This window comes from Bernardetia aquimarina, from assembly GCF_042180575.1.
GTDB lineage: Bacteria > Bacteroidota > Bacteroidia > Cytophagales > Bernardetiaceae > Bernardetia.
In genome coordinates, this window is record NZ_CP170094.1 from 4,014,643 (window position 1) to 4,041,167 (window position 26,525).

At 32.5% G+C, this 26,525-nt stretch carries 19 protein-coding genes; 14 read left to right on the forward strand and 5 right to left on the reverse strand.

Annotated elements, in window-relative coordinates; all coding sequences use genetic code 11:
- Positions 1 to 93 precede the first annotated feature (93 nt).
- From ACE193_RS17205 to ACE193_RS17235, 7 genes are all read left to right on the forward strand, one after another.
- On the forward strand, positions 94 to 1,101 hold the full coding sequence (locus ACE193_RS17205) for a type IX secretion system membrane protein PorP/SprF (RefSeq protein ID WP_375559458.1): 1,008 nt from the start codon (positions 94 to 96) through the stop codon (positions 1,099 to 1,101).
- A 584-nt stretch (positions 1,102 to 1,685) separates the two neighbouring features.
- Positions 1,686 to 2,747 (forward strand): SUMF1/EgtB/PvdO family nonheme iron enzyme, encoded by a 1,062-nt coding sequence (locus ACE193_RS17210; protein WP_375559459.1) that lies wholly within the window; start codon positions 1,686 to 1,688, stop codon positions 2,745 to 2,747.
- Between the two features lie 955 nt (positions 2,748 to 3,702).
- A complete protein-coding gene (gldL, locus tag ACE193_RS17215; RefSeq protein WP_375559460.1) occupies positions 3,703 to 4,512 on the forward strand; it encodes a gliding motility protein GldL in 810 nt (269 codons plus the stop codon).
- An 87-nt stretch (positions 4,513 to 4,599) separates the two neighbouring features.
- The gene (gldM, locus tag ACE193_RS17220; RefSeq protein WP_375559461.1) at positions 4,600 to 6,201 is read left to right on the forward strand and encodes a gliding motility protein GldM; all 1,602 of its coding nucleotides are present in this window, start codon (positions 4,600 to 4,602) and stop codon (positions 6,199 to 6,201) included.
- Between the two features lie 254 nt (positions 6,202 to 6,455).
- Positions 6,456 to 7,733, forward strand: coding sequence for an amidohydrolase (locus ACE193_RS17225; RefSeq protein WP_375559462.1), 1,278 nt, complete (start codon positions 6,456 to 6,458; stop codon positions 7,731 to 7,733).
- A gap of 126 nt (positions 7,734 to 7,859) precedes the next feature.
- Positions 7,860 to 8,573 (forward strand): hypothetical protein, encoded by a 714-nt coding sequence (locus ACE193_RS17230; RefSeq protein ID WP_375559463.1) that lies wholly within the window; start codon positions 7,860 to 7,862, stop codon positions 8,571 to 8,573.
- Between the two features lie 73 nt (positions 8,574 to 8,646).
- Positions 8,647 to 8,964 carry a hypothetical protein gene (locus ACE193_RS17235; RefSeq protein WP_375559464.1) on the forward strand — a complete coding sequence of 106 codons (318 nt, stop codon included), beginning with the start codon at positions 8,647 to 8,649 and terminating at the stop codon, positions 8,962 to 8,964.
- 66 nt (positions 8,965 to 9,030) lie between these two features.
- Here ACE193_RS17235 and ACE193_RS17240 read toward each other — a convergent pair whose 3' ends face one another.
- Positions 9,031 to 11,184: a prolyl oligopeptidase family protein gene (locus ACE193_RS17240; RefSeq protein ID WP_375559465.1), complete on the reverse strand. Its 2,154-nt coding sequence runs from the start codon at positions 11,182 to 11,184 to the stop codon at positions 9,031 to 9,033.
- Positions 11,185 to 11,400: 216 nt separating this feature from the next.
- Here ACE193_RS17240 and ACE193_RS17245 point away from each other — a divergent pair, with 216 nt between their 5' ends.
- The 3 genes from ACE193_RS17245 to ACE193_RS17255 all read left to right on the forward strand — a co-directional run bounded on the left by ACE193_RS17245 (position 11,401) and on the right by ACE193_RS17255 (position 15,686).
- Entirely contained in the window at positions 11,401 to 12,942 is a 1,542-nt protein-coding gene (locus tag ACE193_RS17245; protein WP_375559466.1) for a polysaccharide biosynthesis C-terminal domain-containing protein, read from the forward strand.
- A 262-nt stretch (positions 12,943 to 13,204) separates the two neighbouring features.
- Positions 13,205 to 13,804, forward strand: a complete 600-nt coding sequence (locus ACE193_RS17250; RefSeq protein WP_375559467.1) for a hypothetical protein — start codon at positions 13,205 to 13,207, stop codon at positions 13,802 to 13,804.
- Positions 13,805 to 13,955: 151 nt separating this feature from the next.
- On the forward strand, positions 13,956 to 15,686 hold the full coding sequence (locus ACE193_RS17255) for a von Willebrand factor type A domain-containing protein (protein WP_375559468.1): 1,731 nt from the start codon (positions 13,956 to 13,958) through the stop codon (positions 15,684 to 15,686).
- A gap of 200 nt (positions 15,687 to 15,886) precedes the next feature.
- On the opposite strand, the gene ACE193_RS17260 is transcribed toward ACE193_RS17255, so the two are convergent.
- The gene (locus tag ACE193_RS17260; RefSeq protein ID WP_375559469.1) at positions 15,887 to 16,042 is read right to left on the reverse strand and encodes a hypothetical protein; all 156 of its coding nucleotides are present in this window, start codon (positions 16,040 to 16,042) and stop codon (positions 15,887 to 15,889) included.
- A gap of 229 nt (positions 16,043 to 16,271) precedes the next feature.
- Positions 16,272 to 18,068, reverse strand: a complete 1,797-nt coding sequence (locus tag ACE193_RS17265; protein ID WP_375559470.1) for a T9SS type A sorting domain-containing protein — start codon at positions 18,066 to 18,068, stop codon at positions 16,272 to 16,274.
- Positions 18,069 to 18,340: 272 nt separating this feature from the next.
- Between ACE193_RS17265 and ACE193_RS17270 the strand changes: the two genes are divergently transcribed.
- The 4 genes from ACE193_RS17270 to ACE193_RS17285 all read left to right on the forward strand — a co-directional run bounded on the left by ACE193_RS17270 (position 18,341) and on the right by ACE193_RS17285 (position 24,456).
- The gene (locus ACE193_RS17270; RefSeq protein WP_375559471.1) at positions 18,341 to 21,739 is read left to right on the forward strand and encodes a methylmalonyl-CoA mutase family protein; all 3,399 of its coding nucleotides are present in this window, start codon (positions 18,341 to 18,343) and stop codon (positions 21,737 to 21,739) included.
- Between the two features lie 87 nt (positions 21,740 to 21,826).
- Positions 21,827 to 22,639: a hypothetical protein gene (locus tag ACE193_RS17275; protein ID WP_375559472.1), complete on the forward strand. Its 813-nt coding sequence runs from the start codon at positions 21,827 to 21,829 to the stop codon at positions 22,637 to 22,639.
- Positions 22,640 to 22,667: 28 nt separating this feature from the next.
- The gene (locus tag ACE193_RS17280; protein WP_375559473.1) at positions 22,668 to 23,321 is read left to right on the forward strand and encodes a hypothetical protein; all 654 of its coding nucleotides are present in this window, start codon (positions 22,668 to 22,670) and stop codon (positions 23,319 to 23,321) included.
- Positions 23,322 to 24,018: 697 nt separating this feature from the next.
- Positions 24,019 to 24,456 (forward strand): hypothetical protein, encoded by a 438-nt coding sequence (locus tag ACE193_RS17285; RefSeq protein ID WP_375559474.1) that lies wholly within the window; start codon positions 24,019 to 24,021, stop codon positions 24,454 to 24,456.
- 131 nt (positions 24,457 to 24,587) lie between these two features.
- Here the strand turns inward: ACE193_RS17285 and ACE193_RS17290 are convergent, their stop codons facing one another.
- Both ACE193_RS17290 and ACE193_RS17295 read right to left on the reverse strand, forming a co-directional pair.
- Positions 24,588 to 25,676, reverse strand: a complete 1,089-nt coding sequence (locus ACE193_RS17290; protein ID WP_375558711.1) for an ISAs1 family transposase — start codon at positions 25,674 to 25,676, stop codon at positions 24,588 to 24,590.
- Between the two features lie 221 nt (positions 25,677 to 25,897).
- The gene (locus ACE193_RS17295) at positions 25,898 to 26,350 is read right to left on the reverse strand and encodes a hypothetical protein (protein WP_375559475.1); all 453 of its coding nucleotides are present in this window, start codon (positions 26,348 to 26,350) and stop codon (positions 25,898 to 25,900) included.
- Between the last annotated feature and the right edge of the window lie 175 nt (positions 26,351 to 26,525).

Here is a 26,525-nt window from a genome sequence, read left to right on the forward strand (position 1 = left end):
AATTTTCTATATAAAGACCTTCTGAATACTTTTAACTTCATTTATATACAGTTTAATTTACTGCCATTTATCCTATATAATGTAATCAAAATCATGAAAAAATATTTTCTCTCTACTCTTTTTAGTTTATTTTTTAGCCTTTTTTTCTTCTGTGCCATATTTTTTCTTACTAGCACAACACTTTTAGCACAACAAGATGCACAGTTTAGCCAGTATATGTTCAATAGTCTTTATTTCAACCCAGCAACAGCAGGAAGTAATGCAGATTATACAACAATGGGAGTTTTTCATAGAAGTCAATGGATAAATTATTCGCCTACTTTTGATGATGGTGGTGCGCCTAGTTCGCAAGTTGGTTTTGTAAGTATGCCTCTCAATCGTATTAATAGTGGAGTAGGGCTTCATTTTGCTAATGACAGAATAGGTCCTTTGAGTAGCACCGAAATTCAGATTTCTTATGCTTATCATTTTAATTTAAAAAATAAAGATCGTATTTCTTTAGGATTTCGTGGAGGAATGTATAATCAACGCATTGATTTTAGTGTATATCGTCCAAATCAAGAAAATGACCCAAGGATTCCAAGTACAGGAGTAGAAAATCAATTTCAACCTGATTTGGCAGTAGGTTTGTATTATCAATCTGTAAAAGGATATTATGTAGGAGTAAGCACAAATCATTTGTTGCAATCTACTTTTGATTATAGCACAGGAGTTGATATTACTTCTTTAAAGCCTCATGTTTATTTGATGGGTGGAAGTAGTTTTGATGTTTCTCCTTCTCTTATGTTACAACCTTCAGCAATTTTGAAGTTTACCTCGGGAGCTTTATCGTATGAAGGGAGTATCCTATTAAATTATGATGAAACTTATTTTGGAGGTATTTCGGCAAGAGCTTCGAATGCACTTGATGCAGGAATTTTGATTTTGGGTGTAAATATGTTGGAAAACAAAGACCTCAGAATTACTTATTCATTAGACTTGGTAACCAGTGGAAGAGATGCCAAACAACCTACTTCGCATGAAATATCAATTGGATATCGCCTTCCTTCTCCAAAACCTAAGGTACTTCCTACAATACGAACGCCTCGTTTTCGTTTCTAATAGTGTATAAGTAGTTAAGTAAACTGCCCAAAAAGAATACTCAAAATATATTGTAAAATTATTTTACAGAAAAATAAGACTTTTGACCAAATAATATTTTGAGAAAAGCTATTTTTGCGCTAGAATTCACTTTTTTGATAAAACACATAAAAAAAGTTGCTTGGATTCGACGAATACACAAAAAAATTCGATAAATTTGATAAATATTTCGGTAAAACTATACTAATCTCTAAAAAATGTAGTTATTAGTATAACAGTAACAAAGAATGGTAGTATCTAAACTGGACTATTAACCAATCAAATTAATTTGAAAATTAATATCTAAACGATTGGGCAGACAATAAATAGACTAATTGTGGCATTATTATTTTATGTTTACCATAATAAGACAAACTAGAAATTAATCTGATCAAAAATCTGATTTAAAAATTTACTCTCAAGTATTTAAGACATACTACTTAATTTTTAAGAAACTCATAACAAAACAAATCTATACACTGCTTATTCACATTTTAAAAAATGATAGTTTAAAAATAGATGCGTTCTTGACCTTTATAACAAGAAAACCGAACATGACTACGAACATGATACAAAAAATCCTTACAACTCGTACAATTTGGGCTGTCCTTTTAGGTGTAACTGCTGCCCTTTTTCTTCAAAGCTGTGGTGGTGGAAGCAATTTAGCCAAACTACAAGAAAGTGGAGAACTTACAGGAGCTTTAGGGCGTGAAGGCTGGAGACAAGAAGTGCCTTATGGAATGATTGTCGTTCCTGCTGGTACATTTCACATGGGACAAGCAGACCAAGACATCCTTTCTTCAAAAATCAATATGAACCGTCAGATTACGATTGGTGGTTTTTATATGGATCAAACAGAAATTACAAACAACGAATATCGTCAGTTTATTGATGAAATGACTGAAAACCCAGATTCAGTAGATGGCGAAATTTTGTCAGAAGAAGAAATTAAAGAACGCTTTTATCCTGATACTACCGTTTGGATGACAAACTTTACGCATCACTACGGCGATCCAATGACTGAAAATTATTATGCTCACCCTGCTTATGATGATTATCCTGTGGTAGGTGTAAGCTGGTTTGCTTCTAAAGCATTTTGTGGTTGGAGAACTAAGTTTATGAATGAGGCTAGAGAATCTGCTGGTAAATTCCCAGTTCCTATGTTCCGTTTGCCTTCAGAAGCTGAATGGGAATATGCTTCTCGTGGTGGTCGTGATGTTGCAAAATACCCTTGGGGTGGTCCTTATACAAGAAATGCTAAAGGTTGTGCGCTTGCCAACTTCAAACCAGGGCGTGGTAACTATTATGATGATGGTTTCCAATATACAAACCCAGTAGGTGCATATTTCCCTAATGATTTTGGTCTTTATGACATGGCTGGAAACGTTTCTGAATGGTGTAACGATGCGTATGCGCCTAATGCAATGCCACTTATTTGGGATTTGAATCCTACTTTTATTGATGATAGTGAGCCTCGTAAATTGGTTCGTGGTGGTTCTTGGAAAGATATTGCTTTCTTTATAGAAACAGGTACTCGTAACTATCAATACCAAGATTCAGTAACTGCTTATACAGGTTTCCGTTGTGTAATGACTTATTTAGGTCGTTCTTCTGGAATGGAATTCTAAAAAAATAAATAGTAATAATTTGATTTGTCAGATTATATAACTACTAAAAAACTTATCTTTTTTACTAAAACTCAATTTATATGGTGTTTTTTGAAAGATGAGTTTTTTTTATACAAAACAGTTTGTAATCTTATCGATAATAAACGACCATTAATTTGTTTGATATATATATTGGACGAAAGGGGAGTTCATTCCAAAAAAAAAATAGAAATTAGCTATGATATTTGTGATAGAAGATAATATCTTTTTAAAAGTAAAAAGCTAATATAAAATTTACGAATGGTTTTTATAAAATAATTGTATTTTTTGTGTAAAACACTTGTATAATCTATTTTTTTATTAGAAATTTATGATTCAGTTATGTATCTGTTTAGATTTTGTCTAAGAATAGTTTTTAAAGCAAAATGGGGTTCTATTTATTTTGAAAGAAAGAGAAATGAACCTAATCAACTTAAATCAATTCTAATAAGGTACAAACTCTGAGTTATATCAGCTTAAATATTTATTTTTCAAACTCTTTTATTTGTAATGGAGGATAAATATCTATTTGAATGTTGAATATTTGTTGATTATACTTATGAATCATTCTAAATTATTCAATTTAAGCCTATTTTTTTTGCAAAATCTTTGGAACATTCCAAATAAATGACTTATTTAGGCTATTCAAATTGAGAAATAAGAGGTTTTAATAACTTATTACCAATAAATTTAGTATTAAAGTATTATTAAACTCTTGTCTATCAATAATTTGAGTAACTAATAAAATACATACAATAGAAATAGCTTTCCATAACACTATTTTAGAATTACCAAACAGTAATGAAAATTATAGGAAGGTTATAATAAATATGAAGAAAAATCTTTTTTATATAAATCTATTTATGTATATTTAATCCATTGAAATTTTAACTTCTTTTTAATAAATCAACTCTCAACTCTAACAATCGTTTGAACTATGGCTCAAGAAACAGGACTTCAACGTTTTTATCGTACAATAATTCCTAAGGCAACCAGTGTAGGTGCTGCCGTTGTAGTATTAGGTGCTTTATTTAAAATCATGCACTGGCCGGGTGCAAGTTTCATGCTTATCGTCGGTCTTTCAACAGAAGCAGTTATCTTCTTATTTGGTCTTTTTGAGCCAGCTCAACCACCAAATCCTCACTATGAGTGGGAACGTGTGTATCCAGGCTTAGTAGATGCAAATGTAAAAGCTGTTGTAGCTAAGAAAGATGATCCAAACAAAGACGTTGCTCTTATGGCTGGTCTTGACAAAATGTTAGGAGAAGCTAATCTTTCTGCTGATTCATTCAAGCGTTTCGGACAAGGCATTCAGTCTTTGAACGATACAGCTACTCGTATGAAAAGTATTACAGAAGCAGTAAATTCTACAAATGACTATTCTAATAACTTAAAGCAGGCTTCTAAGTCGCTTACAAGTCTTAATTCTGCTTATTCTTCTACTGTATCTGCAATGGGCGAAATGTCTAATGCTGCTAAAGATGCGAAAGAATATCACGTTCAAGTACAAGCAATCACTAAAAACCTTGCTGGGTTGAATGCTGTATATGAAATGGAATTGAAAGATGCTAACAGTCACTTGAAAGCAATGAACAAATTCTATAGCAATCTTACTCAAGCTATGGAAAGTATGGCAGATGCAAGCAAAGAATCTCAAGTATTCAAAGAGCAAATGTCTAAATTGACGACTAATATCACTACCCTTAATAAGGTATATGGCAATATGCTTACTGCAATGAAAGGCTAATTTTAGTTCTGTATATAAAAATACAACTGAAATTCTATTTCATTCTTTAAATTTTAAATAATTATTAACCAAAAACCATAAAAAAGTATGGCAGGTGGAGGACAAGAAACCCCAAGGCAACGGATGATTGGTATGATGTACCTAGTACTGACTGCCCTTCTCGCCTTGCAGGTTCAAAATGAAGTACTTGAAAAATTCTATTTTATAGATGATAGTCTTCAAAGTGCTAAAGAAGTTGGTAGAAGTACCAATGAGAAAATTATAAAATCTATGGATGACCAGATTACGGAAGCTGGAAATAATCCAAGAGATAGAGCTATCTACAAGAAAGCTCAAGATATCCAAGCTGAAACAGGTAAAATGATCACTTATATCACAAAAATACGTGAGCGTATTATTACCGAAATGGGTGCAATGGATCCTGAAACAGGAGCTTATCCAATGGGTGATAAATATGATGACATTAATCGTATTATGCTTGGTCTTAATGAGGATTTAGAATCTGGAGAAGCTGCAAAACTTCAAACAGAGCTAAATGCTTATGTGAATAAGATTATTGCTATTGATGATAGCTTAGGAGGTGTATTGGAAAATAAAAAGCTAGTTCCTCTAGCTCCTGAAAAAGGTGATGTAGAACGCTACAAGGCATCTAAATATGACGGAATGGAATGGGAACATATTAATTTCCAAAATACTCCAATGGTTGCATCTCTTGCTGTACTTTCTCAAATGGAAAATGATGTAGTAAAAGTAGAAACAACTGCTATTGATGCTATGCGTGGTCGTATTGGAGAGTTCCAAATTAAATTTGATCAAGTGGTTGCTATGGCTTCTGCTGAATCAAATGTAGTTGCAGCAGGAACTAAATACAAAGCAAAGCTATTTATATCAGCAACATCTAGTACTATAAAACCAAAGATGACAGCTACTACAGGTGGTGTACGTCCAGAATCTAATGGTGTTGGTATTGTAGAGTTTACTGCCTCAGGTGGTACTACAGAAGGAGCTAAGAAAACATGGAAAGGCTCTATTACCATTAAAAACTCTGCTGGACAAGATACTACACTTACTACAGACCCTATTGAATATACAGTAGTTTCTCCAGTAATTGAAATTGAATCTGGTACTGTAAACTCACTCTACTTAAAGTGTGGTAATGAACTGAAAGTAAAAGTTCCTGCACTTGGTGTAGAATACAAGCCATCTTTCTCTGCAACTGGTGGGCAAGCTATATCAGGAGGTGGAAGTAAAGTAACTCTTGTTCCGACCTCTGCTAGTATGGCTCTTACTGTTTCTAGTGGAGGAAATACTATTGGTACTAAGAAATTTAGTGTAAAACTTGTTCCTAAGCCCACTGTCAAAGCAAGAGGTTTGAACTTAAAACAAGGAGGTGCATGTCCTCGTAGTGTTACATTAGATGCTATTCCAGATGCTAGTTTTAAAGATCAATTACCTAAGGATGCTCGTTATCGTGTAGCAGGATTTACTGTTACTCTTGCGAGAGGAAAACGTGTAATTGGTACTACAAAAGCAAATGGTCCTACTGCTAATATTTCTGATTTAGGTGGTAAAGCTAAACCAGGAGATCGCTTAGTTATTGAATTAGGTGGTGTTCAACGTATGAACTTTAAAAATCAAGTAGAAAATGTAAGTATGGGACAAGAAATTATTACTTATTCTATTAACTAATAAGTCGTAGAGAGTTATATATTTCTTTCATATATAGAAAAACAGAACATCAAAAGTGTTCTGTTTTTTTTGTGGTTATGTATTTGAGCATTGATTATTCAAACTATTTTTGATTAAATTGTACATTATATTCACTTTCATTCAATTACTCAAAATATTATTTCATGATTCGTTCTACTTTAGTTATACTTAGTTTATTGATTTACTTTTCTTGTAACTCATTTAACTTACTGGCTCAAACAAATACCAATACTATGCAAACTCAAACTTTAGAAAATACAGAAAAACAAATAAATTCTCAATTAGAAAAAAATACACCTTCTCTTATTGATTTATATACTTATCTTCATCAAAATCCAGAGTTATCAGAACAAGAAGAAGAAACATCAAAAAAAATGGCTTCTGAACTTAGAAAGTTAGGTTATGAAGTAACTGAAAAGTTTGGAGATTATGGAGTAGTAGGAGTTTTGAAAAATGGAAAGGGAAAAACTATCCTTATTCGTGCAGATATGGATGCTTTACCAGTAGAAGAAAAAACAGGTTTGCCTTATGCGAGTACAATGAAAAGAACAGACAAAGATGGAAATGAAGTATCAGCCATGCATGCCTGTGGACACGATATGCACATGACTGTTTTGGTAGGAGTAGCGCAAACTATGGCAAACTTAAAAGATACGTGGAAAGGAACATTGATTTTGGTAGCACAGCCAGCCGAAGAAGTTGGAAGTGGTGCAAAAGCAATGGTAGAAGCAGAGTTATATAAGAAATTTGGAACACCTAATTATGCACTTGCTCTGCACACAAATGCAAATCTACCTCACGGGACGATTGGGTATTGTAAAAATGCAGCACTTGCTAATGTAGATATGGTAAATATTACTGTTTTTGGAGAAGGGGGACACGGTGCATATCCACATACAACAAAAGACCCCATCGTTTTGGCTTCTCAAATGATACTTGGTTTTCAGACGATTGTAAGTAGAGAAACTTCGCCTACTGATGCAGCCGTCGTAACGGTCGGTTCTTTTCATGCAGGGACAAAACACAATATTATTTCAGACCGTGCAGAATTACAGCTAACCCTTCGCTCTTATAATGATAAAGTCAGAAATCATACTTTAGAAGCGATTGAAAGAATGGCAAAAGGCTATGCGATGGCAGCAGGAGTAGAAAAAATGCCTATTATAGAAATTGATGGAAATCCAACACCTGCAACAATCAATGACCCAAAACTAACAGAAAAAGTAGCAAACTCTGCTAAGAAAATTTTAGGAGAAGAAAATGTAGTGGAAGTAGATCCAGTAATGGGAGGAGAAGATTTTAGTCGTTTTGGTCGTACTGCTGAAAATGTGCCAATTAGTTTGTTTTGGTTGGGAGTGGTAGAACCTGAAAAAATTGAGGAAAGCAAAAAAACAGGAAAGCCTTTGCCTTCTTTGCACTCTCCTTTTTATGCACCAGTTCCGAAACCTTCTATTCAAACAGGTGTGAAAGTAATGGTACAGTCTGCTTTAGATTTGTTCTCAGAAGAATAAAAATGTTGTAGTTATTAAAAATTTGTTCATTTATACTACATTTATTTAATTTTACGTTAAACACTATCTTATTGGTAGTGTTTATTTTTTTTGTGTTATTTTCGAACTTTCCCTTTTTTATTATTTATGCTCCTTCAACATCTAGGTAGAATTTCAGTTGGCGATTCAGGTCCTATTTATCAAGAAACTGTTTTAGGTCGTTTGCCTGTCGAACCCTTCAATACAGCTAGTAATTTGATATTTCTATTTGTTATTATTTATTGGACAATCAAAATTTATCCAAACTTTCGTAAGTATCGTTTTATGACCTATGTAATTATTACTTTATCTATTGGATATATTGGAGGTACGATTTATCATGCGACACGCAGCCATGAAGTATGGCTATTGATGGACTGGGTACCTATTTTTATTTTGAGTGTGAGTGGAGTCGTTTATTTTTTTAGAAAGCTAGGTGTTCATTGGCTTATTATGGTTGTGCTTGTATTATTTCCTTTTTTGTTGATGTTTATGTTAAAATCAATGGATTTTATTCCTCGTTCGATGCGTAATTTGATAGAATATACTTCTTTAGCTCTTGTTATTTTACTTCCTATTTTTTCTTATCTACGAAAAACGAATTGGCTTTTTAAAGGACGAATTTTGATAGGATTGTTACTTTTTTGTATAGCTATTTTCTTTCGGACGATGGATAATACAGAAATGTCTAATGATTTTTTTCCAATGGGAACACATTTTTTATGGCATACCTTTGGGGCTTTGGCTGTTCATGCAGTGATTAGTTATTTGTATTTGGTAAAGAAAATTGTTGATAATCCTTATGTAGCAATAAAGAATTAAACGAAGGAAAAAATCTGTTATTTAATTCGTAAATTTAGAGTAGATTTATTTTTCATCCTAAAGAATTTCAATTATGTCGACAAAAGAAAAATACTTAAATCCTTTTACTGATTTCAATACTGCTGAAAGTGCCAAATTCAATAAAAAAGAAAGAATAGCTTATGAGGATAGTTTAAAAACGTACAGAGATATTAAAAATGTAGTGGATACAGCAAAAGAGGAAGGTAAAGAGGAGGGAAAAGAAATTGGCAAAGAAATCGGAAAGGAAGAAAGAAATATAGAAATTGCGACAAAACTAATCTTAAAAGGTTTGGATTTAGAAGAAATTGTGGATATTACTGAACTTTCTATTCAAAAGCTAAAAGAAATAGCCAACTCCCTCAAAAAATAGCACAAAAAAACGGTTTCAATTACTTCTACTTGAAACCGTTTTTAACTAATCAAATTTGATTTTTAGTTACTTTTTAGGAAGCGTTTTGAATCCCATATTATAAAGTGTAAAAGCAAAAACATCAGCATTTTCTTCAATGATTTTGCTAGTTGGTTTGCCTGCGCCATGACCTGCATCGGTTTCAATACGAATCATAACAGGGTTATTTCCTTGGTGTTTGTCTTGCAATTCAGCAGCAAATTTAAAGGAGTGAGCAGGAACAACTCTATCGTCATGGTCGCCAGTAATAACAAGTGTTGCAGGATAAGAAACACCTTCTTTCACATTATGAACAGGAGAATATCCTTTCAAATACTCAAACATTTCTTTGTTATCCTCTGCCGTTCCGTAATCATACGCCCAACCTGCGCCAGCCGTAAAGGTGTGATAACGAAGCATATCCAAAACACCAACAGCAGGAATAGCTACTTTCATAAGCTCTGGACGTTGAGTCATAACTGCACCTACCAAAAGTCCACCATTCGAACCTCCTTTTACAGCTAAATACTCACTAGAAGTATAGTTTTCTTTGATTAAGAACTCAGCAGCAGCAATAAAATCATCAAAAACATTTTGTTTTTTCAACTGTGTTCCTGCGTCGTGCCATTCTTTTCCATACTCTCCTCCACCTCTAAGGTTTGCAACAGCATAAACGCCTCCTTGCTCCAACCAAACCGAATTTACAACACTAAAACTAGGCGTAAGACTAACATCAAAACCACCATAACCATATAAAATAGTTGGATTTTTACCGTTTAGTTCTGTTCCTTTTTTATAGGTAATAATCATTGGAATTTTAGTTCCATCTTTTGAATTATAAAAAACTTGTTTTGATTCGTAATTTTCTGAATTAAAATCAATAGCAGGTTTCCAGTACGATTCATACTCTCCTGTTTCTGCATCAAATTTATAAATGCTGCTCGGTGTATTATAATTGGTAAAAGAAAAATACATTTCTTTATCCTCCTTTTTTCCACCAAAACCACCAGCACTTCCTACCCCTGGTAATTTTATTTCTCTGATTTCCTTTCCATCCATATCATACTGAATCACTTTAGAAATGGCATCTACCATATATTCAGCAAACAAATATCCACCACCCGAAGAAGCACTCAAAACATTTTCAGTATGAGGAATTACATCTTTCCAGTTTTCAGGAGTTGGTTTTGAAGCATCTGTCATAACTACTTTTTTATTTGGCGCATCTAAGTTTGTAACTAGATAAAGTTTTGAGCCTTCATTATCCATTACATACGTATCGCTATCTTCATTATCAACAATGGTAACAAGTGGAGAATTATTTTTAGATAAATCCTTCATAAAAAGTTTATTTCCAGAAGTAGAATTACTAGCCGAAATCAATAGATAATTTTCGTCTTCTGTCAAATATCCACCTACGTACCTGTGTTTTTGTTCGGCTGTTGCTCCATAAATTACTTTATCTTCACTTTGAGGAGTTCCTACTTTGTGAAAATAGAGTTTGTGTTGGTCTGTTTTGGCTGAAAGTTCGCTTCCTTCTGGCTTGTCGTAACTAGAATAATAAAAACCGTCATTTCCCTTCCAACTTACACCACTAAATTTTATATTTTTGAGTGTGTCTTCAATCGCTTCTTTGCTTTCTGTATCAATGACAATTACTTTTCGCCAATCGCTTCCACCTTCTGAAATTTGATAGGCTGCACGAGAACCATCTTTCGAAAAATTAAGTCCTGCCATCGAAACAGTTCCATCTTCTGAAAATGTATTTGGGTCTAAGAATACATTGTCGGTTTCTTCGCCTTCTTTTTTTCTATAAACAACATATTGATTTTGCAATCCATCATTTTTATAAAAATAAGTATAATCTCCTTCTTTAAAAGGACTAGATATTTTCTCATAATTCCATACTTTCTCTAGTTTGCTTTTCAATTCTTCACGATACGGAATTGTTTTGAGATAATCGAAAGTAACTTTATTTTGAGCTTTTACCCAGTTTTCTGTTTCTGCACTTCGGTCATCTTCTAACCAACGATATGGGTCTTTTACACTTGTTTCGAAATAGGTATCTTCAACTGTTCCTTTTTTTGTTTCGGGATATTCAAAAGTAACAGGAGTTTCTTCTTCTGCATTTGCTTTTTTTTCTGTTCCACAAGCTGAAAGTAAAGTTGCAGCAATGGATAAAGGTAAAATGAGTTTTTTCATTGAGTGTGTCTGTTTATTTTATAAAAGGTATAAATTTTATAATCTGTTTGATAATATACAGAATAATTACAGATTGATTTTTGTAAAAATAGTTAATTAAAAACGTAATTATAAAACCCTAAGTGTCTCTGAAGACCCTTAGGGTTTAAGTACAATAAAATTTGATAATCCTTTATTTTGAAGTAATTTTGATTTTAAAATCAAACAGAAAATAAGTTGTATAAAAAATTTCTCTCTCAAACAGCCATCTACGGACTTACTGGAATAATTGGTCGCTTACTAAATTATTTGCTAACTCCTTTTCATACAGATATTTTTTTACCTGATGAATATGGAGGTGTTTCTGTTTTTTATGCGTATGCTGCACTTCTGAATGTGATTTATACACATGGAATGGAAACGACTTATTTTCGTTTTATAACTAAAAATGATGAGAAAGAAACAGAGAATGAAAATAATCCATCAGCTAAAAATGGAACACCTTATAATCTTTCTTTGAATTCTGTTTTGTTTACTTCGCTTGTTTTGAGCAGTTTGATGTGGACTTTTGCCCAACCGATTGCTACCTTTTTAGAATATCCCAACAATGCTCAATTTGTAAAATGGTTTGCTTGTATTATTGCCATTGATGCTGTGGTAGCCATTCCTTATGCACGGCTTAGAGCAGAAGGAAAGGCAATAAAATTCGCCTCTCTTCGAATGACTGTTATTGTTCTGACCGTTTTTCTAAACTTTTTCTTTCTCTATTTTTGCAAACATAGCGCAGAAGGAACGCAGTTTTTATTTTTTCAAGAGTATGCAAAACTGATTTATGACCCAAAAATTGGTTTGGGATATGTTTTCTTAGCTAACTTAATTGCAAACTCTTCTGTAATTCCACTACTTTGGAAAGAATTTAAAGACTTTAGTTTTGCTTTTAATTGGAAAAAAGAATGGCAGAGTTTTAAGCCTATGCTTTTATATGCCTATCCTTTGATTTTTGCAGGTATTGCTGCCTCAATAAATGAAGTAATGGATAGAAGTTTATTACAAAAATGGCTTCCTGATAATTTTTATCCAAATAAATCTCCAATGGATGCTGTCGGAATTTATTCGGCGTGTTACAAACTTTCTATTTTTATTACTTTGGCTGTTCAAGCCTTTAAATATGGTGCAGAACCGTTTTTCTTCTCACAGGCTAGTCAGAAAGATTCACCAAAAACGTTTGCCACAATTACTCATTTTTTTACGATTGTTTGTGTTTTGATGATGCTTGGTGTGAGTTTGAATATGGAATGGATAGCGAATATTTTTATTCGAAATAAGGAATATCACGAAGGACTTTTTATTGTTCCAATTTTGCTTTTGGCAAATATTTGTTTGGGATTGTATTATAATTTTTCAGTTTGGTTCAAAGTTTCTGACCGAACCCATTTTGGACTTTGGATAAGCCTTGCAGGTGCAATAATTACGATTAGCTTCAATTTTATTTTGATTCCTTTTTATGGTTATTTTGGAAGTGCGATTGCGACACTTTCTTGTTATTTTTTGATGGCAGCTTTGTGTTATCTTTTGGGTAGAAAATATCAACCGATTCCTTATCCAATTCTGAAAATGATTTTGTATTTAGGAATTTCTACAACACTTATTTTTATTTGTTTGAATATAGAATGGACAGGCTTTTGGCAAAAACATTTGATTCAAAATGGATTGCTAGTTTTGTTTTTAGTGGTTACTATTTTGGTAGAATATCGAACTTTTAGGAAATTGAAGAAGTAATTTTTTAGGTTACTCGTGTCTTCACGAGCAATTTTTACAAAAAAAACAAAAAAAGAAACTTTTTCAAACTCAAATCCGTTATAATAGCGTACTTTAAATTTACACCTTTCTCATTACTTGCAAAAAAATACCTTTTCTAATCGCTGACAGTTTTCGTTTAAGTACAGGAAACTTGAGATATAGAAAGGGTATTTTTTTTGTCTAAATTTTTGCGTAGCTTTTTGGTTTAATTGATTAATTAAGTAAACTAAATCAGACTACAATGAAATTACATTTTTGCACATTCGTTTTTTTATTATCCTGCACTACTTTTTTTCTGTTTAGCTCCTCACTTTTTGCTCAAATAGATAGTACAGAAAATAGAATCAAAACAAAGAAAATTAAAGAAAAAAAATCTACGCATCTGTGGGGAATAAATCCTTTTATTACTGTTGAACCTTTTTATGAAAAAGGCGAGTTTGACATCAATATTTTGCCTATTGTCTATCAAACCTCATTTTCAAAGCGAGTAGATTTTAGAATAAATCCAATTCTTAATTTGGGAATACGCCAAGATTTTAATGAGTTTAGCCATATCGGTTTTGAAGCTGCTTTGCCTATTTTTATTTTAAAAAAAGAAGAACGTTATCTTCCTTCAAAAGGCTTTTTTGTAGCTCCTGTTTTTAGTCTTACAAATTCACCCTCACAATCAAAAATGAATTATGGATATTGGGGAGAAGTTGGTTATAATTTATTAATTGATGAAAAATTTGGGCTTTCATTTAGCTTACAATACGGCAAAACTCAATTTGTGTATAAAGTAGGAGAAAATGAAACGACAAATCATTTTGGTGTCAAAATAATTTTTGGAAAATGGTATTAAGAAAAATAATCCTCAACGACGCTGCCAAGCTCGTTAACGGTTGTATGGAAATAGTATTTCAAAAAAAATAAAAATTTTTGTGTGGAATTTTGTGAAGTCGTGCATCTACTTACCAAACAAACAAATTTACCTCACTCTAATTTTTATAATTATGGAATCTCTTAGAAAATCTCTAAAAAAATCATTATTAAATTTTTCATCTCTCTCAAAAGTTGCTTTAGTAGCCAGCTCTACTTTATTTTTTGTGGCTTGTGCTTCTAAAAAAGAATTTACAGAACAGGACTCTATGGGTATGACAGAAGTTGCAACTGAACAAGACCACAGAGTAGCTTCTTCTACTAACAGAATAAGCAGAAATCAAGACAAAAAAGACTCAAAGAATAATGCAAACTATGACTATGCTGCCTCAGAAGAAGAATATTATTCAGTTGATGACCAAATTTCTCAAAACACAGAAGAATACCAAAAACAGATAGAAAATAAATTTATTCAATCTCTTAAAGAGCCTCTATCTACTTTTTCGATTGATGTTGATAATGCTTCTTATTCAAATGCTCGTCGTTTTATTCAGTCTGGGCAACTTCCCAACCCTGATGCTGTTCGTATTGAAGAGTTTATAAATTATTTTGATTACGATTATAAGAAACCAACAGGAAAACATCCTTTTTCAGTCAGTACAGAAATTTCTACTGCACCTTGGAATGAAAAGCATAAACTGGTTCACGTAGGAATACAAGGAAAAGATTTGGATTATGATAATCTTGCGCCTTCAAATCTTGTTTTTTTGATTGATGCTTCGGGTTCGATGGAAGCTCAAAATAAATTACCTCTTCTTCGTTCTTCGCTCAAACTTCTTCTAACTCAACTTTCTAGCAAAGACCGTATTGCGATTGTAGCTTATGCAGGTGCAGCAGGTTTGGTTTTGGAATCTACTCCAGCGACAGAAACAGACAAAATCATAAAGGCACTAGATGCAGTTTCTTCTGGTGGAAGTACAGCAGGAGGAGCAGGAATACAACTTGCTTATTCTTTAGCTAAGGATAATTTGATAAAAGAAGGAAACAACCGAGTTATTTTGTGTACCGATGGCGATTTTAATGTAGGTGTAAATTCTGCAAAAGATTTAGTAACGATGATTGAAACTAAACGTAATGACGGAATTTATTTGACACTTTGTGGTTTTGGAATGGGAAATTACAAAGACCACCAAATGGAAGAGTTGAGTAATGCAGGAAATGGAAATTATTTTTATATCGATAATATTCAAGAAGCAAAAAAGGTTTTTGTAACACAGATGAGAGCTACACTTTTTACGATTGCAAAAGATGTCAAGATTCAGATTGAGTTTAACCCTGCAAAAGTAGCAGCCTATCGTTTGATTGGTTACGAAAATAGAATGCTTGCAAAAGAAGATTTTAATGATGACAAAAAAGATGCTGGTGAACTTGGTGCAGGACATACTGTAACGGCATTGTATGAAATTATTCCAGTGGGTGTAAAAAGTGAGTTTTTTCCTTCGGTAGATGATTTGCGTTATCAAAAAGAGGATAGCAAAATTAAAGAGTCTTATACAGCAGCAGCTTCTTCTGATGAATTATTGAATTTAAAACTGCGTTATAAAAAACCTGATGAAAATACCAGTAATTTAATTGTAAGCCCTTTAAAAGATGAGAATATCAAGCTAGAAAAAACATCTGATAACTTCCGTTTTTCGGCTGCCGTAGCAGAATTTGGAATGATTTTGAGAAATTCAGAATTTAAGTCGAATGCAAGTTACAATCAAGTTATTAGTCTTGCTAAAGCTGCAAAAGGAAAAGATACAGAAGGCTACCGTTTGGAGTTTTTGAAATTGGTAGAAAGCTGTCAGCTTATGTCTAAATAATAGGGGCTAAGTAAGATATTTTTGTTGGTTTCGCTACACTAAAACACCAATAAAGGCAGAATAAAAAAAGACAAAATGCACTTATGAAAAACTAAAATAATTCCAAATTTATCTATTTATCCAAAAGCTATTTCTAATTTATTAGAAATGGCTTTTTTATTTTTAAAATTGTATTCCCTAGTTGTAAAGTTTGCAAAATATTATAGATTCTCTTCAATAATTTTATCTATCAAACTTTCCATATATTCCTTCGACTTTTTCAAATCTAAATTGGTATTATCTCTTATAAACTTAACAGCATCTACTCTACGCCCTTTTTTTATAAGTTTAATAGCCTTTTTTTCTATTTCTTTCATTTTCTTAGTGTTTTTTATTTCAAGATAATAAATTTCCCTCTAATTGTCTGATACTTTAAAATGTCTTTTAATTTGACCTAATAGCAATAATCCTAGTTTTATGAAGGGCAGATAAACTAGGATAGCTAACTGATAATCAATGAGCATAATTCCAATGTTTATGTAAAAAAAACCTTCTAAACATATTTCATATACGAATAGAAGGCTAAGATAAAACACTATTTTTAATTTATTCTTTTACAAAACGGATGGACTGTGTATTTCCTGTAGTAGTTATTTTTAGAATATACAATCCTTTTGGCAAATTTCGAATGTTTAATTGTTGTTGATTTGCCCAACTACGAAGTAATTGTCCTTTAGTATCAATCAACTCTATTGAAACAATAGGAGTTACCGTTTTCAGATTTATTTGATTTGTCGCAGGATTTGGATAAATAGTTATTTGATTTGAAATACTATTATCTTTTATAGCTATTTTACCCATTGGTGTATGATGATCATCATGTGGATCTATTGTAATAGGATTACATCTGCCCTCACCAAATTCACAGAACTCATAAGCTCCCATATCTATGATATTATCTAAAAGTCTAAGATTAACTCCTCCTAAATCTTTCTCATTTCTATATGAGTATAAATTATAACCTGCATTGATAACAGGAGAAGAGCCTTGAACTCTCAAATTAATAGCAGATAAAGAAGGGTTTACAAACTGTGGGTTTTGTGCAAAAATGGTTTGGGTATTAACTTTAATCCTGTTAATAATTGGGTGTGGATTAAGAAGACTAACAGCAGAGTTTGTAGATTGTCCGTTAGAATTAGCATTAGTCATTTCTAAAAGACTATTTTCTACTTCTACATGCATTCCTTCATCCAATTCTATCCATTTACCTGCTGCATTTATGTTATCCCATGAGATACAATTATCTAAAAATAGAACAGGATGTTGTTGCCAGTCTGCAAGTTCTTGGTCTTTGTCATATAATGAAAATGCTCTCTTACGATTATTTTTGTAAAAAGTACAGTTACGAAATGTATTTTGGCAAGAATTAAATCCAGTAGATATTCTACTTAAATTAGAAAAATTAGCAGTCATAACGGCATCATTATTATAAAAAATACTATTATTGACCCTTGTGTGAATAATTCGTGAGTTATGACCACTAATTACTAAAGCTCCCCCTGTAGTTCCTTTCAAAGTTGTATTCTTGAGGTTATAAAACATACAATCACGGATACTAATCGAAATTCCACCACCTAATGCTGCATTTATCAAATCATATATATTTATTCCAGAACTAGAATCATAAAATCTACAATTACGAAATGATGGGTTTAGCATGTACAACCCATTAGAAATTCTTTTTTTAAGCTTAAAACAAGCAGAATTAAAGTTTTTGAACTCACAATTTGTAAATTGAGGAGTTATATAACTATTTACCCCACTTGTTATTAAAAAACCATGTTCTCCTCTATTATTTAATGCTCCTGCCCCTTCAAAAATACAGTCTCTAAACCTAATACCAATGATATTATTAAGAGGTAAAGTATTTATGTTAACTTCTACACAGTTTATTCCTTTAATATTAATGCCATCTAATGTAGTTATTCCTAAATTACTAGTACTGTTTAGAGAGTTGTTAATTAATATAATTGGATTGATAGCACCTATCCTATTACGTGTGAGAGTTGTAGGAAAAGTACGTATGTTTCTTAAAGCCTCAATAAGAAAAACAGAAATACCTCTAGTTGCACTAGGATAACCTCCATAAATATCCACGCCATCTTTTAATCTGTAAGAAATAGCAGGAGCATTGTAATTTCCTTCTGCTACTCTGATGATATCCCCAAAGTTTGAAGTATTGATAGCAACTTGAAGGTCTATAAAAGCATTAGTCCAACTGCTGCCATTAGAACTCCCAGTAGCTGCTTTATCTACATAGATAGTTGCTGAGTATAAGGGAGATAAAGTAAAAAATAACCCTAGAAAAAGTAAGCTTTTTAATCGTAGTTTTGAATAATTCATAATAAAATAAATAATTTAAAGTGATACATAAATGTTATTATTTAAAGATTGTGCAAAACTAACATTGTACTGACTAGAGAAAAAATGATTTTTCATAAACAGCTAGTTTTATTTCATAAATGGTAAAGACATAAAATTTTATGGACATTCATTATTTTCTAAATTACCCAAAACAAAAAACTTCGCTTTTTCTTACTATTTTTGTAATGTAACTGACAATAACCATTTTCAAACCCAAAGAATACAACACAAAAATAAAACAGACTATAAAAATGAGTACCAATCCTCCAGTTCAAGCCCCTTATATTTCCAAAAACAAACTGCGTGTCGTTACGGCAGCAGCTCTTTTTGATGGACACGATGCAGCTATAAATATAATGCGCCGAATTATTCAATCTTCGGGTGCAGAAGTGATTCATTTAGGACACAACCGTTCGGTAGAAGAAATTGTAAATTGTGCCATTCAAGAAGATGCTCAAGCGATTGCCATTACTTCTTATCAAGGTGGACACGTAGAATTTTTCAAATATATGCACGACCTTTTGAAAGAAAGAGGTGCAGGACACATAAAACTTTTTGGTGGTGGTGGTGGTGTAATTTTGCCTACCGAAATCGAAGAGTTACACAACTACGGCATTACAAAAATTTATCATCCAGATGATGGTCGTTCGATGGGATTGCAGGGAATGATAAATGATTTACTTGAACAAACGGATTTTCCAACAGGACACGACGTAGAAATAAGTGAAGTAGAAAAAGTGAAAGAAAGAAATTCTAAAAATTTGGGAAGAATAATTTCAGCAGTAGAAAATTATCCAGAAAAAAATAAAGAAATTCTAAAGAAAATAAAAGAATTAATACCTGAAAAAGTAGCTCCCGTTTTGGGAATTACGGGAACAGGTGGTGCTGGTAAATCTTCCCTTGTCGATGAGCTTGTAAGACGTTATTTGATGGATTTTGAAGACAAAACGATTGCTATTGTTTCTGTCGATCCTTCTCGTCGTCGTACTGGTGGCGCACTTTTGGGCGACCGTATTCGTATGAATTCGATTACAAATGAGCGTGTCTATATGCGTTCTTTGGCTACTCGTCAGTCAAATTTAGCTCTTTCAAAATACGTTCAAGATGCGATTGATATTCTTCGTGCAGCCGAATTTGATTTAATTATCGTCGAAACTTCTGGTATTGGACAATCCGACACAGCTATTACAGACCATTCTGATGCATCACTTTATGTAATGACACCTGAATATGGTGCAGCTTCGCAATTAGAAAAAATCGACATGATTGATTTTGCTGATATTATTGCACTCAATAAATTTGATAAACGTGGTGCTTTAGATGCCCTTCGTGATGTCAAAAAACAGTACAAAAGAAACCGTAATTTGTGGGATACGCCAGATACGGATATTCCTGTTTTTGGTACGATTGCATCGCAATTTAATGATGTTGGAATGAATACTTTGTATCGTACTTTGATTAATAAAATCAATGAAACATCGCCTACGAAGTTTGATTCTTCTTTCGAAATTTCAGCTTCTACGTCTGAAAAGCAATATATTATTCCTCCTTCAAGAGTTCGTTATCTGTCAGAAATTAGTGAAAATAACCATCGTTATGATGAAAATGTAGAGCAACAAGCCGAAATTGCACAGAAATTATACGGTTTAGAACTTTCTATTAATTCTATTTCTGAAAATGAAGAAATGGAAAAAGATTTGAAAGATTCTATCATCAACGGCTTAAAAGATACTTTCGAACAAATAAAACTTTCTTTAGAAGGCACAAACTGGAAAATCATTGAAGATTGGCAGCAAAAAGTTGCTACTTATACGGCAGATGATTTTGTTTATAAAGTTCGTAATAAAGAATTTAGCCTTAAAACCTATACCGTTTCCCTTTCTCAATCCAAAATTCCTAAAATTTCTCTACCAAAATACAAAGCGTGGGGAGATATTTTGAAATGGAATTTGCAAGAAAATGTACCAGGGGAATTTCCTTATACGGCAGGTGTTTTTCCATTTAAGCGTACTGGCGAAGACCCTACTCGTATGTTTGCAGGAGAAGGAGGACCCGAACGCACCAACAGACGTTTTCATTATCTTTCAAAAGGAATGCCTGCTGCACGACTTTCGACGGCTTTTGATTCGGTTACATTGTATGGAGAAGACCCAGCCTATCGTCCAGATATTTACGGAAAAGTAGGTAACTCTGGTGTAAATGTATGTTGTTTGGACGATGCAAAAAAACTCTATTCAGGATTTAATTTGGCTGACCCAACGACTTCGGTTTCAATGACCATTAATGGACCTGCTGCGACGGTTTGTGCCTTTTTTATGAATGCAGCCATTGACCAACAATGTGAAGTTTATATCAAAGAAAACGAATTAGAGGAAGAGGTTGAACAAAAAATCAAGAAAAAATACGAAGGCAAAACTCGTCCTACGTATAATGGAGATTTGCCAGAAGGAAATAACGGTTTAGGTCTGATGCTTTTGGGAGCAACAGGCGATGAAGTTTTGGATAAAGAAGTTTATGATAAAATAAAAGCAAAAACACTCACACAAGTACGTGGAACAGTTCAAGCTGATATTTTGAAGGAAGACCAAGCGCAAAATACGTGTATTTTTAGTACCGAATTTTCGCTAAAACTAATGGGAGATATTCAACAGTATTTTATCGACCATCACGTTCAAAATTTCTATTCGGTTTCTATTTCGGGTTATCATATTGCAGAAGCAGGCGCAAATCCGATTACGCAACTTGCCTTTACATTGAGTAATGGTTTTACGTTTGCCGAATATTATTTGAGTAGAGGAATGGATATTAATGATTTTGCACCGAATTTCTCGTTTTTCTTTTCGAATGGAATTGACCCAGAATATTCTGTTATTGGTCGTGTCGCTCGTCGTATTTGGGCAAAGGCGATGAAAAATAAGTATGGAGCAAACGATAGAGCGCAAAAACTAAAATATCATATCCAAACTTCGGGGCGTTCACTTCACGCACAAGAAATTGATTTTAATGATATTCGTACTACTCTGCAAGCCTTGTATGCCATTTACGACAACTGTAACTCGCTGCATACCAACGCTTACGACGAAGCCATAACGACACCAACGGAAGATTCTGTTCGTCGTGCTGTGGCGATTCAGCTTATCATCAATAAAGAATTAGGACTAGCAAAAAATGAAAATCCGTTGCAAGGTTCGTTTATTATTGAAGAACTGACTGATTTGGTAGAAGAAGCTGTTTTGAAGATTTTTGACCAAATTACAGAGCGTGGTGGTGTTTTGGGAGCGATGGAAAGACAGTTTCAGCGTACACAAATACAGGAAGAAAGTATGTATTACGAAATGCAAAAACACACAGGCGAATATCCGATTGTGGGTGTAAATACATTTTTGTCTTCGAAGGGTTCGCCTACCGTTATTCCTGCCGAAGTAATTCGTTCGACAGAAGAAGAAAAAGAGTATCAAATAAATATGCTCAAATCGCTACATTCTTTTGACGAACAAAAAAATCAGCAAATACTCAAAGACCTTCAAAAAGCAGCCATCAAACACGAAAATATGTTTGAACACTTAATGACAGCTACTAAAACCTGTTCGTTAGGACAGATTACTAGAGCGTTGTTTGAGGTTGGTGGGCAGTATAGGAGGAATATGTAATTTTAATTTTATGCAAGCCTATAAGATTTTAAAAATCTTATAGGTTTTTTTAGTATTTTCGTATCTTAACATTACAAATTCAAAATAATGACTACAACAGAAAAAATTATTAAAATATCAGATTTCTATAATGAAGGAGCAAGAGAAGGCATAAAACAAAATACAAATACTGTACTTTCTGACATAAGAGATAGACTGGAGGAAATAAATGTAGTTACATCACAAGTAGAAATAGCTACTTGTTCAGCAGCTACAAGAAGGAGTACTATAGAAAAGTGCTTTAGCCAAGATTTCTTAGGTGAAAATTATAACCAAGTAGTTGATAATTTTTATAATAATTTATTTGGTGTTGTAGAAGATGTCGGAAATTTTTTTAGTGATAGCCAAGCAAAACAAACTATTCACAACAAAACCATACTTAATTCTCAAGATTTGGTTGAGTATATAGAAATTGTTTTAAATGAAGTACAAAATCAAATCTCTAATAACGAGATGTATAAGTATTATGATGAAAGTAAAAGTGAAGTAGATTTACATCCAATAGTAAAATTTATGATGATGAGTTACTGTAATTTAAAAGACATTATTATAAATAGAGAACCAAAGCTAGAAGGAGGTCTTTGTGATTTATCATTCGCTAAAAATATCTCTACACAATGCTTAATTGAAGTAAAAAAACATGGGCATCAAAGAACAGGAGTAGAGCAATTAAAACGTTATATGGATTCATGTTCAATAAAACATGGTCTTGTTTTGATTTTAGCATGGGCAGATGACACAAGTGATTATGAAGAAAAAATTGATAAAGCTATAGCTGAAAATACATCAGATGGAGTTACTATTAAGAAGTTTGTACTGAGATGCAACCAAATTGATAGACCAGTTCCTTCAAGAGCATAATAAGTATTTTATTAAACCAATTCTAAATATGAACGATTTATTTTTATCTATAGAATATAACGAAAGGGAGTTTGCAAATATAGAAGAGTTCAAAACTTCTTTAGATGAGCATTTCAATTATCAAATAAGACCGAAGTGGATTCCAGCAGCAGCAGAAGGAGGTGAGTTTTGGATGACTATCTTTATAAACTCTGAACTAAAAGACTTTCTAGTTGGAGCAATGGCAGGTGGTTTTTTATGGGATACAATAAAGGCTGGAGGAAAAAAATATCTATTAAAACCACTATTTGAAAAACTTGAAAAACTGAATAAGGATAATTCTGTATTTGGAGGATTGAAAGTTCGAAAGCTCAAATTTCAATTTGATAATTGTGAAATAATAATTGGAGGTTTAAATAGTAATTTTACTTCTGTTATTTCATCTGTATTTAATGAAATTTCTAAGAAGAAACCAAAATTTGAAGACGACAACGGATTAAAAGTAACTAAAATTGAATTGCCAATAGAATATAAACCAAGCATTGATAAAAAAGATTACAGTCCTTATTTTATAAATGTTTTCAACGATGATTATAGAATAGAAGTATTCAAAAAGATGTGGAAATTGACTTTTGAAACAAATTTTCTAATATTGATTTATGACTTTGATAAAAAGAAATATTTTGATGCTTATCCAAATTAATTTATAAAAATTCAGAAGCCGTTGTTGGTCTTTAGTTTCGGCTTGCCGTTACGATGACCAACAACAGACAGACGAACAGCAGTAAGACAAAAGATTTGTTTTTTGTTTTTAATTCGCACTAGTTTTGGAGGTAGGTTTGCAAATTGGTCGGTGTGTTTTTTATTGGTCATCACAACGGCATTGCCGAAGTTAAAGACCAACAAAGGCGAAGTAAAGTGATTTACTAGGAAATCATCTTTTACTTTTTGGTATCCAAGCCCAAATCATTTCACAAATTCCCCCTGCTGTCGCTCGTAAAACGGCTCTCGCTTGGCTTTGCCGAGTGAGTTCTATGTTCTTGTTGGTGTTCCCATTTAAGGAAAGAATAAAAAAAGCCGTTGTTGGTCTTTAGTTTCGGCTTGCCGTTACGATGACCAACAACAGACAAACGAACAGCAGTAAGACAAAAGATTTGTTTTTTGTTTTTAATTAGCACTAGTTTTGGAGGTAGGTTTGCAAATTGGTCGGTGTGTTTTTTGTTGGTCATCACAACGGCATTGCCGAAGTTAAAGACCAACAAAGGCGAGAGAACTGTCGCAAGAACTCAGTTAAGTGATGTACTAAAAGACATTCCAAAGCCTAATATACAATTATTTAAAGATGTAAAACCAACAAATCCAATAAATCCTTTTAGCCCTAAAGGCAATTAAAAAATATTATGAAATATAAAAAAATAAAAAATATTTTATCTGTTTTGATACTAGTTATCATATCAAACATTTTATTTTTCACTCAATTTTCTTGTAAGGCACAAAACTGTAATACATTATTTATTAATGACATAGAAGTGTCTAAAATTCAATTTTTAAAAATAAATTGCCCATCTAATAAAAAAGTAATTGAATCAATCAGTTATACTGATAGTACAATAGATTCAATGAAAATAAGTATCATTAGATCTAATGGAATGGTGGCAGAGAGTTTTTTATGTAATGATGTAGGAGTAAATATTGATATAGACGATACTTATGTTAATGACTTGGAAATTCTAATAAGTATTGCTTCAAATATGGATTTACTTAGTTTTACTATATTCAAAAAGAAAGAAAAAATATATATTTACATTCCATTAATAGTAAACGATAATTGTCATTAATTCTCCTGCTGTCGCTCGTAAAACGGCTCTCGCTTGACTTTGCCGAGTGAGTTCTATGTATTCGGCATCTTGCCGTGGTTTTTGTATTTCTGTTGCAAGTGGGAATTAGATTTATCAGACTAAACGCACTATTAAATGAACATTTTGGTAAAAAGTTGTTCAGCATAGCTTGTATTCCAATTAATTTTATTCATCATTTTTTTAGTGCTAAGTTTAGTTTCATACATTTTAGCAGCATTTAGTATTATTTTTCTGACTAGTGCTAAATTATGAACTGAATTGTCTTTTCGGTTTCTTTTTTCGTCTTCTTTTAAAATAACGTCTAGTTGCCAATGTAATTTATTTTCTATTGCCCAATGCCCTCTAGCTAATTTATAGGCTTGTTTTGCACTCAAATTTTTAATACTTGAGATATAATAGCGTATATGTTCTCCTCGTAATGAGCTATTTGTAGTTAATTTTATTAAAGTTACTAAACCTAACCAATTAGCTAGATTTTCTATCCATTTACAGTTTGAACTTACCTCTACTTTATATTCTACTACTTGATTAGCACTTGCTGACCAATCTTGTGTCTCAAATATATCATCAGCCTTTTCTACTTTAAAAGTAAGCTCTGTTTGCTCTAAAAGATGTTTTTGGTTTCCTTTTAGGGCTAAAAAATAATCTCCTTCTTTCTCTATAATCTGTTGAGCAATCGCTTGTTGTGTTCCCATAGCATCTAAAGAAACAACATATCCTTTCAAATAAAGCATTCCTAAAAGAGCTGGAATAGCCGTAATTTCATTACTTTTTTCTTCTACTTGAACCTGTCCTAAACTCAAACCTAGTTCACTAGCAACAGCACTAACTAAATAAATCCCCGTTTTACTACCCCGAAGAGCTTTTCCATCCACACTAATTTGCTGATAAGGTAAACCTAAATCTTTAATGCAAGCTGAAATCCAATCCATAAAACAACTATTAAAAAAAGCACTATCTAAGTGTAAAAAAACTCTACGTATAGTATCATGGGAAGGAATTCCGTTAGGCAAACGTAGAAAATTTTGTAAAAATTCCTTTTTCTCAATACCAAAATCGGCTATTTCTTCATAACCATCTGCACCATGAAAAATAGCACATACACTTAAAAGCAAAATATCCTGCAAATTGTGCAAGTAATTTTTATTTTGCCTACGAAAATCAGGAACTTCTGATAAATAAGAGCTTAAACTGACCATAAAAGAGAAAAAATTAAAAGTGAGAACGAAAATTAACTCTTTTTTATTAATTTTATAGTGCGTTTAGTCTGTAGATTTTGAGATAATACAACTTTTATACTATCAATTTCGTATATTTGTATAAAAATAGTAACCGAAGTCGTTTTTAGGCGTGAGTAATTGGGTTTTAGAACATAATTACGTCGGTGAGGTTTTTTATATAGCCTTCTTTGAATAATTTATTATTTAGTGGAAGGCTTTTTCTTGTAAAGTGTTTGCAGCATTATTCGACTTACTTTTTTCTTTTTCTTACTGGTAATTCGTCTAATCTCAAAAATAGCTATTAGAGTAGTTTCTGTATTTTTATGAAATAAAATAGATTTTTTGCCTTTTTTCTCATCTTTCAAAATTAAATCAGCTTCAAAAACTACTTCTATAAGTTTTGGAAAGTCAGATTCTTCGATAGGCAGTTGTGAAGTATTTAATTCTTTATCTTTTCCGTGTCGGTTTAAACTATGACGAATACTGTATGAATCTATTGAAACTAAAAAGTTATTCAAATCTTCTTCTGTTTCTTCTATTATTTTTTGAGAAAATTCGGTTTCTATTTTTCCTAAATCAATTATTTTTAATTCATTATCTTCATTCGCTAGTATTTCCTCAACAAACTTTTCAATAGACTCTTTTATATTCATTTTTTGGTACAATTTAATATAGTTTACAAATGTAAAAAATAAAATTTACCAATCTCTAGAATTTAGAAAATCCTTGCCGTGGTTTTTGTATTTCTGTTGCAAGTGGGAATTAGATTTTCATTCTAAAATAGTTTGCAAACAGGAAGGAGCGTTTAGGAAAAGGTAAGGCGTTTTA

Excerpts from the sequence above, each read along its gene's own strand:
- ACE193_RS17205 (WP_375559458.1), top strand. The coding sequence starts at position 94 with ATGAAAAAATATTTTCTCTCTACTCTTTTTAGTTTATTTTTTAGCCTT.
- ACE193_RS17210 (WP_375559459.1), top strand. The coding sequence starts at position 1,686 with ATGATACAAAAAATCCTTACAACTCGTACAATTTGGGCTGTCCTTTTA.
- gldL (WP_375559460.1), top strand. The coding sequence starts at position 3,703 with ATGGCTCAAGAAACAGGACTTCAACGTTTTTATCGTACAATAATTCCT.
- gldM (WP_375559461.1), top strand. The coding sequence starts at position 4,600 with ATGGCAGGTGGAGGACAAGAAACCCCAAGGCAACGGATGATTGGTATG.
- ACE193_RS17225 (WP_375559462.1), top strand. The coding sequence starts at position 6,456 with ATGCAAACTCAAACTTTAGAAAATACAGAAAAACAAATAAATTCTCAA.
- ACE193_RS17230 (WP_375559463.1), top strand. The coding sequence starts at position 7,860 with ATGCTCCTTCAACATCTAGGTAGAATTTCAGTTGGCGATTCAGGTCCT.
- ACE193_RS17235 (WP_375559464.1), top strand. The coding sequence starts at position 8,647 with ATGTCGACAAAAGAAAAATACTTAAATCCTTTTACTGATTTCAATACT.
- ACE193_RS17240 (WP_375559465.1), bottom strand. The coding sequence starts at position 11,184 with ATGAAAAAACTCATTTTACCTTTATCCATTGCTGCAACTTTACTTTCA.
- ACE193_RS17250 (WP_375559467.1), top strand. The coding sequence starts at position 13,205 with ATGAAATTACATTTTTGCACATTCGTTTTTTTATTATCCTGCACTACT.
- ACE193_RS17255 (WP_375559468.1), top strand. The coding sequence starts at position 13,956 with ATGGAATCTCTTAGAAAATCTCTAAAAAAATCATTATTAAATTTTTCA.
- ACE193_RS17260 (WP_375559469.1), bottom strand. The coding sequence starts at position 16,042 with ATGAAAGAAATAGAAAAAAAGGCTATTAAACTTATAAAAAAAGGGCGT.
- ACE193_RS17265 (WP_375559470.1), bottom strand. The coding sequence starts at position 18,068 with ATGAATTATTCAAAACTACGATTAAAAAGCTTACTTTTTCTAGGGTTA.
- ACE193_RS17270 (WP_375559471.1), top strand. The coding sequence starts at position 18,341 with ATGAGTACCAATCCTCCAGTTCAAGCCCCTTATATTTCCAAAAACAAA.
- ACE193_RS17275 (WP_375559472.1), top strand. The coding sequence starts at position 21,827 with ATGACTACAACAGAAAAAATTATTAAAATATCAGATTTCTATAATGAA.
- ACE193_RS17280 (WP_375559473.1), top strand. The coding sequence starts at position 22,668 with ATGAACGATTTATTTTTATCTATAGAATATAACGAAAGGGAGTTTGCA.
- ACE193_RS17285 (WP_375559474.1), top strand. The coding sequence starts at position 24,019 with ATGAAATATAAAAAAATAAAAAATATTTTATCTGTTTTGATACTAGTT.
- ACE193_RS17290 (WP_375558711.1), bottom strand. The coding sequence starts at position 25,676 with ATGGTCAGTTTAAGCTCTTATTTATCAGAAGTTCCTGATTTTCGTAGG.
- ACE193_RS17295 (WP_375559475.1), bottom strand. The coding sequence starts at position 26,350 with ATGAATATAAAAGAGTCTATTGAAAAGTTTGTTGAGGAAATACTAGCG.